Origin of the sequence: Clostridium paridis (assembly GCF_016765615.1) — a bacterium.
GTDB classification, from domain to species: domain Bacteria; phylum Bacillota; class Clostridia; order Clostridiales; family Clostridiaceae; genus Clostridium_T; species Clostridium_T paridis.
In genome coordinates this window covers 178,517-191,031 of sequence record NZ_JAESWA010000020.1, presented here as the reverse complement: position 1 = coordinate 191,031, position 12,515 = coordinate 178,517, and the positions used below count along the sequence as shown (strand labels likewise).

Here is a 12,515-nt window from a genome sequence, read left to right as displayed (position 1 = left end):
AACAACTACTAATTATATCAGTATTATTCTCTATTAGCACTTGCATTTTTTCTAATATTATAATATTGATTTATAATTTCATCTATCTTTTTACCAATGGTAATTACATTTTCATTAATTGAATTACCTGCTATTTCTATTTCATATTGAAATTTTGCCTTTAGCTCTTCTAATTTTACATAAACTTCATCTTTTGTTTTCATTCAAATATCTCCCTGTATAATTAATTGTTTTGAGAAGCAGCTCATCTATCGTTTTTTTGCCGACCTACCTACTTTTCTCACGCTGTTTTGCAAATATAAACTTCCCATTGCCTGATTAAGCATATCTGAAAATGATACCTTCCCATTATTGCTATTTTGTTTTGTATTATATTGGCTAGTATCATTAAACTTTCTCTGTTCGTTATATTTTGCAGACCCCACAATTGCATTAATTCTCATGTTATCACTTCCTCAATATTATAAATACGTAAAGTGTTTTATTTTTTGTGGGGTATTAACCCAATTTATAGAGGAGTTACATAATTTAATTAGGAATACACAAAAAAAGAAGATTTTAGAATATAAATTACTACTCTAAAATCTTCTCTATTTTAAACCCTTTAATTATAATCTATAGGTTTCTAACTGCTAATAACACGAAATTTAATATAAATAGACCTGTAAATATATAAATAACTGGATGTATATTCTTTGTTTCTTTCTTAATAATACTTATAATAACAAAGCTTATAAATCCAAATGCAATACCAGTTGTTATACTATAAGTAAATGGCATAAGTGCAATTGTTAGGAATGCAACTGCTGCTACACTGAAATCTTTCCAGTCAATTTCTCCAATTGATGACATCATTAGAATACCAACAATTACAAGTGCAGGTGCTGTTGCAACTGAAGGAATCATTCCAATTACAGGTGCAAATATTAAGCATACAACAAACATAATTGCAGTTACAACTGAAGTTAAACCTGTTCTACCACCAGCAGCAATACCTGCTGAACTTTCAACATAAGTAGTAGTGTTAGATGTTCCAAAGAATGAACCTACAATTGTTGCACTTAAGTCCGCAAATAAAGCTTTATCTAAACGTGACTTTATTCCCTTACCTTCAAGCATAAGTTTTTCATCTTCTGCATCAAAGATACCTGCACGACGACCAGTACCAATAAATGTTCCTAGTGCATCAAAAATATCTGTAAGTATAAATGCTATCATTGCTGTAATTGCTAAGAAGAACTTGCCACTGTTAGCAAATAATCCTGCAAAATCCATTTTAAATGATGTATCTTTAACTGCTGCAATAGAGCTTCCTATACCACTTAATGATATATTAGCTGATGAGAAGAACTCATGTGAATCTTTTGCATGGAAACCAAAAACTCCTGGGTTTACACCAAAAGAAATTTCGATAAAAGTAAGTAGTGTTACTGAAACAATACCAATTAAGATAGCTCCTCTAACTTTTAAAACCATTAATATAAGTATTAAAACAATTCCGAATAATGCTAACTGTACTGCTGGATTTGAAAAGTTAACAAGTGCTGGAACTGCTGATGAATTAGCAACAACTGTTGCATCTGCTGGAGTCTTACCAAAGAAAAGGTATGTTCCAGGATCAGAAGTAAATTTTAAAAGACCACTGTCTTTAACACCTATATATGCTATGAATAGACCGATTCCTCCACCTATAGCCTTTTGTAAAACTGCTGGAAGAGAACGGATAATTATCTTACGAAGTCCTGTAACTGTGATAATTATATTTACAACACCACAGATAAATACCATTGCCAAAGCTTCTTGCCACTTAAAGCCCATAGTACCACATACAGTAAAGGTGAAAAATGCATTTAATCCCATACCAGGAGCTAGTGCATAAGGTACGTTAGCGAAAAAGCCCATAACAAATGTTCCAACTGCTGCTGATATAATTGTTGCAACGAATATAGCTTGTGGATTAAACGGATTGTCAGGAGTTCCTGCCAATTGCAATATACTTGGATTAACGAAAATGATGTATGCCATAGTAAAGAATGTTGTAAGACCTGCGAAGATCTCAGTTCGCACGTTAGTCCCGTAATGCTTTAACTTAAATAAATTTTCCATTTCTACAACTCCTAAAAATATAATTTATTGGGAAATTTCGTTATTAAAAAACAAAATAGGCTGAAACACTATTCCAACCTATCGACAAAACTGAATTACAAACTATAAATAAAAATTATAAATCCAAACTCTAAATCAATTTCACGATAGTCGGGTAATTTACGGTCACCCGGTAGAAACTGCTAACCCATATATGTTAGCGATATATCGAACCTATTCAATTATTTAATAAATTTTCCTCTTAAATTATAGTTTAATTTGTCGAACTTTACAAGTGGAATTTTAATTTTTATTCGTAAATTTTATAATTATTCGTAAACTAAGGAATAGACCAATTTCCTAAAATATTTAATTTGTTTTATTCATAATATTATAGTCTTTCCTATTACTACAAAGTAAATTCATACTAAATTATTCTACATAAAATACTTCCATATTTCATTATCTCTTTTTATATAATCTTTTATATTCTGATATTTAGTTTCAAATTCTGCATGATCTCCTAGCGCATGACCAGTACTAATTGAGATTCCTAAGGAATCATTTGTAAAATACATAAATGTATCAGACTGCTGGGCAGTACCAATATTATCTAAAGAATCTGCATTCATAAATCCTTCTTGAATTTCTTCAACAGTATGCTGCTTCAGCACATCACTATGCTCTGAATGCAATGGTTTAAAGCCTCCTTCTAAAAACTTATTAGCAAAATTCTTATCAATATTTATCACATCTTTTAACCTTAGTCTATTTCCAGTGTTCATGTTGATGTTTGTAGTATAAAACAAACTATTAGGATGTGCTGCATTGCTAGCAAAGCCAGAACCAGTATACTGAACACTTAAAATATAAGGACTTTTCAAAGTAATATTATAATCAACATTTAATTCCACCGAACCCAAAGCATCCATATAATAACTTAATACTTTCAAGGCCTCATTTTTTAAGATTGCATTAATCTCTTTCTGCTTACCTTCATCACTTAATCCTGATATTTCTGGATATTTTATATTGTACTTTATTTTATTATCACTTTTCGAAGCGCTTAACTTAGTTACTTTATAATCTACATTATTTTTCACTTCTGGTTTCTGCTCAGTATTTTCACTATTATTGCCTACATTCTTTTGAACTGAAGTATCGGTTGTAGATGTCTTAGACTCTATATTATCTTTTGCTTCTTTACTACCACATGCACTTAAACTTAATACAAATAGTGAGCAAAGCAATAATATTATCATTCTTCTTAACATTTATCTCAATCCTCCATATGAATCTTTGAATTTAATTTATTTTTCAACATTTTCTTTAACATAGCCTCAGTTTTAATTAGGTTTTCTTTCTGCTTCTCCACTTCTAATATCTTCTTTTGTAAAAGTTCAATCTTTGTATCAACTGAAACCGAATTATCATTGTTTTTTTGTATTTCTTTAATTTCTGTCAAAGAAAATCCAACAGAATGAACGGTTTTTATCATTAACAAATATTCAATTATATCTTCAGAATAATTACGATAATTATTTGACTCCCTACTAACATATTTTTCAGAAATCAATCCTTGCTTTTCATAAAATCTAATAGTAGAAATAGCTAATCCTGTCTTTTTTGACACTTCATTTATTTTCATAAAACACCTCTTTAAACTCACTTGACTATAAACATTACTTCATAGTTTATACTATATCCAAGAAACTAAACTAGTCAAATTAATAAAGTAAATGGAGTGATTATGATGGAAAATACTAAAAAAGAAACTCGAGCAGTAGTATTAGGCGGTGGAGGAGTAACTGGGATGGCTTGGGAGATTGGGATAATTACAGCCTTGTTAGAAAAAGATATTGATTTATCAGAGGCTGATGTTATTATTGGAACTTCTGCTGGATCATTTGTTGGCTCTTCACTAGCTAGCGGTTATGATATTAAAAAACTTTATGACTCTCAATTTGCCACAAATACCTCAGAAGTTAATACATCAGTAAACCCTGAAATTATGATGCTATGGACTGAAGCCTTTCGTTATGGCAAAGATGATAAAAAAAAGATTGGACAGATGTTTGGAGACATTGCGAAAAAATACCCTCCCAATATATCAAAAGAGACACGTCAGAGAGTTGTAGAATCAAGGCTTACCACAACTCTTTGGCCACAAAAATTAAGAGTTACAGCAATTGATGCTGATACTGGAGAACTTCATGTATTTGATAAAGATTCAGGATCTTCACTTATAAATGTAGTAAATGCAAGTGGTGCTGTCCCAGGAATCTGGCCACTTGTAACTTTTAATGAAAAAGATTGGATTGATGGAGGAATGGTTTCAAGTACCAATGCCCGTTTAGCTGATGGTTATGATAAAATTGTAATCTTATCGCCAATGCCTCAAAAGTATGGTTTAATTCCAAGCGTTGGTGAAGATGCTTCAGAAATGCAAAAAAGCTCAAAGGTTTCTCTTATTGTACCTGATGAAGATAGTATTTTAGCAATAGGGAAAAATCCTTATGATCCAAATCATACAGCCTCATCTGCTAAGGCTGGATTTAATCAAGGAATAAAAGAAGCTGCTGATATTTATAAAACCTGGTTATAATTATTTAATTAGTTATTACAATTACAAAATTCCCTCAAACATAAGCTTGAGGGAATTTAAAATATACTAAGTAAGATTAATTTTTAGTGCAGGACGTACACCATCACGGGCTGAGCTGTTATTTGCATAGCTATGAACACTGCAATTTGTTCCTATAAAAAATGCTCTAGATGGTTTGTTACCTTGTGTTCTTAGCCACCACCAGGAACAACCAATTTCTTCTCCATTTCTTATAATATAATTATTTTTATTTGTTTTATCATATATATATAAGTTGCATCCATCAGCTTTTTCTTTTTTTGCATAGTCAGTTCCAACTGCGCGTCGTAACTCCTTACCATGCATTTCTGATAAATCCTGTATCTCGTTAACACTAAGTAAAAAAATCTTATCTTCAGTGTCTGGTGTACCTTCTCCGTTGTAAGTGCAATAGGTACTCTTTATAAGTTCTTTTTCTTGATATGTAAATGCTATGTTATAGAATTCATCATTTAACCATTTACGCAAGTCACAATCTCTCCAAGTTATATCTACACAATCACGCCACTTAATATCCGCAGACTTGCCATGATACCTCTTGCAGTCCAAAATATCTTCACTCAAAAGGAACAACTCACTTCCTGAATTTTGTAATACCCTCCACCTTATAGGCGTTGAATCAGTTCCCTCTGCAGTTTGAGGATAAGTTCCAAAAGTAATTATTTCTCCAGATTCTGCATTTCTGATGCTATCCATCGTCTTCATGTTCCAGTTCCCCCTCCTTAATTAAGTATTCTGTTCCTTACTTATTAAATCTTCTATATAACTAATTAATTCCTTTGCATTACTCTCAGCCTCAGGCATTAAGGATAATATCAAATCATTTTCCTTACTTTTAGTTTTCAGATTTTTAAGCATGCTGCATATGCACTCAGTTCTGTAGTTTTCCTGCCTTAATACTTTGATGATTCTAAGTAGTTTTATTTCATTTTCTCCATAAACTCGATATCCATTTTTATTCCTAGGTACTTCTATAAGTCCATTTCTCTCCCAATTTATAATGACATTTATTGATACTCCAATGAGTTTTGCAGCACCATTTCTATTTAATTTAATATTCTTTTCTTCCTGTGAATCACTTTTAAGTATTTCCTGAATTACTTTCATAACTTTAAATTCATTATTCTTTTCATCTTGTATATGTGCTAAATACTCTTTACTTAACTCTAGAGCTTTTCTCAAATCACCTTGAGCTACACTTCTTATAATGTTTCTAACTTCAAATCTCATATAATATTTAATCCAATCACTTTTCAATGCCATTCTCACTAGTTTTATCTGCTCTAGATGTGTTTCAGTATAAACCCTGTAGCCATTTTCTTTTCTTTCAACAGGCGCTATGTAGCCCCACTTCTCGTATAACATTATAGTATTGGGATGCATCCCAACTATTTTAGCAATTTCAGAAGTACTGTAAATTTTCATTGAATACCTCCCTTTTTGGTTAACCAAATTGCCTTCTCATTATAACATACAGCTAAAACCCTGGCAGGATAGTGGAGGGTTTTGATATTTTCAAATTATTAGATAATTTGAAACAATTACGATTTATCACTTTTCTATAAATATGACATAAAATAATAGGATAAAGTAATTTGCAGGAGAGTAAATATTACATGGTTATTACACCGGATATTCCTACACTTAAGTGCACTATCAGAAATGGTATTAAGTTCTTTGAACTAATAGCTGAACCCGTATATCAAGAAATACTTCCTGGAGTCTTTATTAAAGGATGGGGATATAACGGAAGTATACCAGGCCCTACTATTCAAGTCTATCCTGGAGACTATGTTAACATACGTGTAATAAATCATCTGCCAGAAGCAACAAGTATTCATTGGCACGGACTTGATGTTCCTAATAAAATGGACGGTGTCCCAGATGTAGAACCTTCACCACGGATTGAACCTGGACATTATTTTGATTATCACTTTAGGATAACTAACCCACCTGGAACACATATGTATCATTCTCATGTCAATGTGGCAAAACAAGATATGCTAGGCCTTTTAGGTGGTTTTATAATACTTGATCCCTATGAAAGACATATTAGTAAAGATTATCTCCTTCTAATGCAGGAGTGGAGTCTTGTTGGTTTAGACAAAGGTAAAGAAGTAAGTGCTGGAAAATATGATCTTAAGCCTTTTGCTATGGATTTCAATATGTTTACTATTAATGGTAAAAGCTTTCCATCAACAACGCCTATGCCAGTTGAATTTAATGATATTGTACGATTAAGACTAGGTGCAATACAAATTAACCATCACCCAATGCATATTCATGGACATCAATTCATTGTCGAAAAAGCAGATGGTAACCCACTAGCTGATAATAATAGAATTTTAAAGAATACAATATTAGTTTCCTCAGGGGAAACTTGGGATGTCTTGTTTGAAGCAGATAATCCCGGAGTTTGGCCTTTCCATTGCCACATTGCCCATCATGTCTCTAACAACTTTACTAATGGAACTGGTGGCATGTTCACAACCTTAGTGTATAAATAATATTTCCCTTGAATCATAACTTTTTGTTTTTGCATACATCCAAATAAACATATTGTGCAGTAAACCCAAATAACTCTTTAATTTACTCAAAAAAGACCATGGATTGAGAACTTATTTCCCCTTTTTCCATGGTCTATTTATTCATATCGGCTTATTTAAATTTACTATATTCTTCAGTTGTATGTTAAATTTTAGACCCTTAGTGAGCCACGGAACCCTCTGGAACCATAATACGACTCTGCACCATTATGATATACGAATACATTATCATAGCGAAAATCAGTAAAGATGGCACCCCCTTGCTTTCTAATCTCAGAAGGTGTTTTTACCCAGTTAGATGTTTTCAAATCAAAATTTCCAAGTTTCTGCAGTTCCCTATACTGTTCTTCAGTTAAAATCTCAATTCCCATATCAGTTGCCATACCAATAGCACTATTTTTAGGTTTATGTTCTTTCCTTGACTCTAACGCTTCAGGGTCGTAACATACACTTCTTCGACCTTTAGGACTTTCTGCTGAACAATCATAAAATATGTATTCCCCTGTCTTCTCATCATGACCAATGACATCTGGTTCTCCACCTGTTACTTCCATTTCATTAAGTGACCACAGTTTTTCCATATTAGCTTCTAGTTTTTCTTCTACTTTAGACCATTCAACCCCTTTATGACGATTCATGTTTTTCTCAAAACGGGATTTCAATGTTTTGATTAATTCTTTACGTTGTTCTGGTAACAAATCTTCTTTTTTATTTTCCATAATTAAACCTCCTAGTAACTAAGCTTTCAAACTATTATAAACAATGTTTTTTTAAATACAACCTCTAACTTTTCTTTTGATCAATCCATTCTTCTTCTAAAATTGCATAAATTACATCGTCTGCCCATTCATTATTAAACCAAATGCTTTTTTTAAAATGGCCTTCTTTTCTCATTTTAATTCTTTCAATCAGCGCTGTAGACTTTATATTTCTCGGGTCGACCGAAGCAATTATTCTATGTTTTTTTAAATCATTAAACAAATAGTTTATTGCACCAATAATAGATTCTGTTGCATACCCTTTACCCTGATATTCAAGAGATAAGGTAAATCCTATTTCAGCCTGTAAATTATCTATAAAATGAATACCTATATCACCTATTAACTCATCAGCTTCTTTAAGTAAAATACCAAGTTGATACCATGTACCAGGAACATTAGGCGTCTTTGCAATTTTTTCATTAATAAACTCTGTTACTTCCTCTATTGTTTTTGGTTTCCAGTTCTGAAATTTAAATATTCGTGGATTTGAGCGATATTTAAATATTGCTTCTGCATCAGAAATTCTAAGTCCTCTTAATATTAATCTTTCTGTTGAAATATTCATTTCATTGAAATTCATTGTTTTTGCCTCCAATTAATAGTTTGATTACTTATGAGAAATGTAAACATACTCTCTCCTGTATAACTTCTAAAACTTTTTCTGGCATTTCCTTGACCTTAATATCCTCACCTAAGAAAAGTATCCAATTTATTATTTCACTTAACTCTTCAGGTTTATTAATATCAATAAAAGTCTTTAGAATTGCCGTGGTTTGGTAAGGATTAGTATATGAAATTGAAACAGTTAAAGGGTGGTATTTTTTGAACTGAGTAATAGCTTTTGGACCAAGTTCAAGAATAAGGTTAATTACTTCTTCCTGCTTACTTAGTTTTTCTATAATCTTTTTTCTACTTAATCTTTTTTTCTCATTATAAGGACTCACATCAATTAAAATATCCACAGGGAAAATCTGCTTCTTTTGTTCCTTTAAGTCAAAACCTTCAATTAACCAAAGAGAATTTTCATGATAAAGGTGCAGGAGATAAATTGCATAAGACTTTACTATATCCTCTTCTTTTATTGTAATTAACAAATAGCTGTCCAGAAGAAGGACTTGAATGAGTTTTTCTAGCATTGGATGTGGAAGGTCTGAGAGATCAAGTAAGTCGGGATTATAGGGGTTAGTCCCTTCAAAAAGTAATATTTGATTTAAGAGGACAATATCCTCTTGCTGACTTTCTGAAATAAGCCCTAGTAATTTTTCAGCTAAGGATTGACGACTCTTTAGATATGGTAGTTGTTGATTTCTTGTTGCCATAAAGGCAATAAAGAGAGCCTTAACTTCATTATTAGTAAATCGAACGACTGGAAGAACAGAGTTTTGCATGACAAAATACCCTCCATCCCTTCCAACTTCAGCTACAAGTGGCATCCCCATTTCCTCAATTTCTTTGATATCTCTAATAGCTGTAGAGCGAGATATATTAAATTCTTGCATTATTTCAGAAATTGTAAAGTGTCCACGGTTGTTGATATATCTCATGATTATATTAATCCGTTCAACTTTTTTCATAAAGCCTCCTAAACAGTATCACTTTTTGACATAATTTAAGATTATTATATACTCATCAAGTGAATATTACAATTTCATTTGATTAATTATAAAAAAAGGAAGGTTTGAAATATGGCAGATTATATAATAGAAGAAAAAGAAGACTTTGTAGTTTTGGGGGTTGGAACTGAACTTAAGAGTCATTACACAGACTTTGCTGGATTAAACAAGGAAAAGTCAGACTTTTGGAAATTAGTCAGCGAAGATGGAAGACTTGAATCTTTAAAAACCATAGCAATAAATGACTACATCTTTACTGTGAACGAAGCAGTTAATAACAAATTGATGTACTATGCTGGAGTCATGACAAATGCTTCAATATCAGAAGAAACTCGTGCTATCCAATTTCCTAAAGGGGAATACCTTGTTGTTAAAGGTGAAGGAAATACCTCCGATGAATTGAATAACAAACTTACTGGTATAGCCTTTGGTGAAGTATTGCCAGAAGCAAAGAATTTTGCCTATGTCGGAGGACCAAATGCAATGGTTGAGATAGGACATCAAAATGGCTTAATTTTAGGCGAAATGTGGATTCCAGTTGTTAGAAAATAAATAATAATAAAGGAGGCATAAATATGTCTTATGTAGTTGATTTTAAAAACGTATCTACAGTTGGTTTAGAGTCTTCACCTGTAGCTGATGCACTTGCTGGGCTACGTGCTAATGAGGCTCGTTACTTTATGAACAAATACAAACATGAATTTACAGTTGTACCTGCTAGCGAAAGCCAAGATACTCTTGATTATGTGAACCAAATTTTGAAAAAAGAACGTGATATTGAGTTTTCAGCAAAGCCTTTAGAAACATCACGCTTTCAAGTAGAAAATATCAAAATTGCCTATGTTTTTTATGAGGATGGTCTTTCAATTAATGTTATGTATACTGTTGATGACTCTAAAAAACGTGCCGTTGGTTTGAAGCTTTCTGAGGGTATGGATGTACCAAAGGAACTAGAAGGGAATTTTAAGTTTGCTAGACAAAAATCAAAACTAGCTGGAACAATTAGAGGTTCATTTTTTGTAATTAAAGGAGAATACTAAAATAACCTTTTCCACTAGCTAAAGTATCAATCAATTTTTTATTTCTACATAATAGTGCCAGGCTCATAAATTATGAGTCTGGCACTATTAGTTATTCTCTCTCTATTAAAGCTACATTCTTCCTTAATTATGAATTGGTTATAGCTTATATATATTCTATCATTAATTGATCTAAGCCATACTCTGATACTAGCTTTTCAAGATTGTTAAATATCTTCTCTTCATCCCAATTCCACCATTGAAGTTTTAGTAAAAATTCAATTTTTTCATCACTAAAGCGACTTTTAATATACTTAGCTGGATTGCCGCCATAAATAGTATACGGCTCAACATTTTTCACTACAGTTGAATTGGCAGCAATTATTGCTCCGTCACCAATCTTTATTCCTGGCATTATAGTTACATTTTGACCTATCCACACATCATTACCGATCAAAGTATCACCCTTAAACGGAAGCTGTTCTATTTTTGGAGTAACTTTTTCCCAACCACCTCCAAAAATATTAAATGGATAACTTGTAATCCCATCCATTCTGTGGTTTGCTCCGTTCATGATAAATCTAACACCTTCTGCTATTGCACAAAACTTTCCTATTATAAGTTTATCCCCCAAAAATTCATAATGGTGCTCTATGTTATCATAAAACCTCTCCGGAGATTTCTTATTATCACTATAATAAGTATATTCTCCAATCTCAACATTAGGTTTTTTAGGTAGATTACTTATATAACAAACTGTATTTATATTAGTATTGGGATAAAGTTGTCTCTTATCTGGCCCTACCATTGAATACTACCTCCTTTTTGCTTTTTATTTTCTGCATAATAAGTTCACACCTTTACATGTGGTTTATTGGGTCTTTAGTAAATTAATTGTCCAATTTTATTTGACTCTTCTGCAAACCATATTGCTCCGTCTAATCCAAGAGCAAGGCCATGTGGTTCTGAACCTGGTGTAGGAATTTCATATTCTACGATTTTTCCACAAGCTGTAACCCTCCCAATTTGATTACTTCCCCATTCAGTAAACCACAGTTCTCCATCTATACCAGGTATTATTGCGTGTGGCTTAGCATTTTCTGTTGGTATGTTATATTCAACAATTTCCCCTAATGTAGTAATTCTCCCTATTTTGTTACCCATTATTTCAACAAACCAAAGAGCATCGTCACTATCTGCACAAATTCCTACTGGTCCAGATGCTTTCGTTGGAATAACGAATTCTGTTATATCCCCGGACAAGGTGATTTTACCTATTTTATTACCTTGATTCTCAGTAAACCAAAGTGCTTTATCTGGTCCAATTATAATCATTGAAGGAAATGATCCTTGAACAGGTAAATCATATTCTGTAATCTCCCCACTCTCCGTAATCCTTCCAATCTTATTACCAGTAATCTCAGTAAACCACATTGCCCCATCTGCTCCTAATGCTATTCCATACGGACCTGCATTTAAAGTAGGAATATCATATTCTGTAATTTTCCCTTCCATTGTAATTTTGCCTACCTTATTAGCCTTATACTCTGTAAACCATAGATTTCCGTCAGTTCCACTTGCTATAATCGAAATTCCTGCATCTAAGGTCGGAACTGTGTATTCAATTATTTCACCATTTACTGATATTCTTCCTATTCTGTTACCTGAATTTTGTGTAAACCACATCGCCTTATCGAATCCTACTGTAATTCCATATGGACCTGATTTCTCCTTTGGTAGGTTATACTCATTTATCTTTATATTCATCTATTCATCATCCTTTCATTCTTATCAAAATAAAAAAACCTTTCCTAACTATAAAGTTTCGGAAAGGTTATAATCATCAT

General features: G+C 32.4%; 16 protein-coding genes and 1 riboswitch. Of the genes, 4 read left to right on the top strand and 12 right to left on the bottom strand.

Going from position 1 to position 12,515, the window contains the following annotated elements:
* Positions 1–23: 23 nt before the first annotated feature.
* From JK634_RS07370 to JK634_RS07350, 5 genes are all read right to left on the bottom strand, one after another.
* Entirely contained in the window at positions 24–203 is a 180-nt protein-coding gene (locus tag JK634_RS07370; RefSeq protein WP_202766997.1) for a hypothetical protein, read from the bottom strand.
* Positions 204–248: 45 nt separating this feature from the next.
* The gene (locus JK634_RS07365; protein ID WP_202766996.1) at positions 249–443 is read right to left on the bottom strand and encodes a hypothetical protein; all 195 of its coding nucleotides are present in this window, start codon (positions 441–443) and stop codon (positions 249–251) included.
* A 172-nt stretch (positions 444–615) separates the two neighbouring features.
* Positions 616–2,106 (bottom strand): NCS2 family permease, encoded by a 1,491-nt coding sequence (locus JK634_RS07360; protein WP_202766995.1) that lies wholly within the window; start codon positions 2,104–2,106, stop codon positions 616–618.
* Between the two features lie 127 nt (positions 2,107–2,233).
* Positions 2,234–2,336, bottom strand: a riboswitch (purine riboswitch).
* A gap of 186 nt (positions 2,337–2,522) precedes the next feature.
* Positions 2,523–3,359, bottom strand: coding sequence for a polysaccharide deacetylase family protein (locus JK634_RS07355; RefSeq protein WP_202766994.1), 837 nt, complete (start codon positions 3,357–3,359; stop codon positions 2,523–2,525).
* 5 nt (positions 3,360–3,364) lie between these two features.
* Positions 3,365–3,733, bottom strand: a complete 369-nt coding sequence (locus JK634_RS07350) for a MerR family transcriptional regulator (RefSeq protein ID WP_202766993.1) — start codon at positions 3,731–3,733, stop codon at positions 3,365–3,367.
* Between the two features lie 105 nt (positions 3,734–3,838).
* On the opposite strand from JK634_RS07350, the gene JK634_RS07345 reads away from it, so the two are divergent.
* Positions 3,839–4,690 (top strand): patatin-like phospholipase family protein, encoded by an 852-nt coding sequence (locus JK634_RS07345; RefSeq protein WP_202766992.1) that lies wholly within the window; start codon positions 3,839–3,841, stop codon positions 4,688–4,690.
* Between the two features lie 66 nt (positions 4,691–4,756).
* Here the strand turns inward: JK634_RS07345 and JK634_RS07340 are convergent, their stop codons facing one another.
* On the bottom strand, positions 4,757–5,434 hold the full coding sequence (locus JK634_RS07340) for a DUF6273 domain-containing protein (RefSeq protein WP_202766991.1): 678 nt from the start codon (positions 5,432–5,434) through the stop codon (positions 4,757–4,759).
* A 21-nt stretch (positions 5,435–5,455) separates the two neighbouring features.
* On the bottom strand, positions 5,456–6,154 hold the full coding sequence (locus JK634_RS07335; RefSeq protein ID WP_202766990.1) for a MerR family transcriptional regulator: 699 nt from the start codon (positions 6,152–6,154) through the stop codon (positions 5,456–5,458).
* Between the two features lie 191 nt (positions 6,155–6,345).
* Here JK634_RS07335 and JK634_RS07330 point away from each other — a divergent pair, with 191 nt between their 5' ends.
* The gene (locus JK634_RS07330) at positions 6,346–7,236 is read left to right on the top strand and encodes a multicopper oxidase family protein (protein WP_202766989.1); all 891 of its coding nucleotides are present in this window, start codon (positions 6,346–6,348) and stop codon (positions 7,234–7,236) included.
* 191 nt (positions 7,237–7,427) lie between these two features.
* Here the strand turns inward: JK634_RS07330 and JK634_RS07325 are convergent, their stop codons facing one another.
* From JK634_RS07325 to JK634_RS07315, 3 genes are all read right to left on the bottom strand, one after another.
* Entirely contained in the window at positions 7,428–7,994 is a 567-nt protein-coding gene (locus tag JK634_RS07325) for a DUF4256 domain-containing protein (protein ID WP_202766988.1), read from the bottom strand.
* A 64-nt stretch (positions 7,995–8,058) separates the two neighbouring features.
* The gene (locus tag JK634_RS07320; protein ID WP_202766987.1) at positions 8,059–8,616 is read right to left on the bottom strand and encodes a GNAT family N-acetyltransferase; all 558 of its coding nucleotides are present in this window, start codon (positions 8,614–8,616) and stop codon (positions 8,059–8,061) included.
* Between the two features lie 31 nt (positions 8,617–8,647).
* Complete coding sequence (locus JK634_RS07315) at positions 8,648–9,610, bottom strand: helix-turn-helix transcriptional regulator (protein WP_202766986.1); 963 nt, start codon at positions 9,608–9,610, stop codon at positions 8,648–8,650.
* Between the two features lie 111 nt (positions 9,611–9,721).
* Between JK634_RS07315 and JK634_RS07310 the strand changes: the two genes are divergently transcribed.
* Together JK634_RS07310 and JK634_RS07305 are read left to right on the top strand one after the other, a co-directional pair.
* Positions 9,722–10,201 (top strand): GyrI-like domain-containing protein, encoded by a 480-nt coding sequence (locus JK634_RS07310; RefSeq protein ID WP_202766985.1) that lies wholly within the window; start codon positions 9,722–9,724, stop codon positions 10,199–10,201.
* Between the two features lie 23 nt (positions 10,202–10,224).
* Positions 10,225–10,689, top strand: coding sequence for a phage tail protein (locus JK634_RS07305; RefSeq protein ID WP_202766984.1), 465 nt, complete (start codon positions 10,225–10,227; stop codon positions 10,687–10,689).
* Positions 10,690–10,834: 145 nt separating this feature from the next.
* On the opposite strand, the gene JK634_RS07300 is transcribed toward JK634_RS07305, so the two are convergent.
* Both JK634_RS07300 and JK634_RS07295 read right to left on the bottom strand, forming a co-directional pair.
* The gene (locus JK634_RS07300; protein ID WP_202766983.1) at positions 10,835–11,476 is read right to left on the bottom strand and encodes a Vat family streptogramin A O-acetyltransferase; all 642 of its coding nucleotides are present in this window, start codon (positions 11,474–11,476) and stop codon (positions 10,835–10,837) included.
* 74 nt (positions 11,477–11,550) lie between these two features.
* Entirely contained in the window at positions 11,551–12,435 is an 885-nt protein-coding gene (locus JK634_RS07295) for a Vgb family protein (RefSeq protein ID WP_202766982.1), read from the bottom strand.
* Positions 12,436–12,515 lie beyond the last annotated feature (80 nt).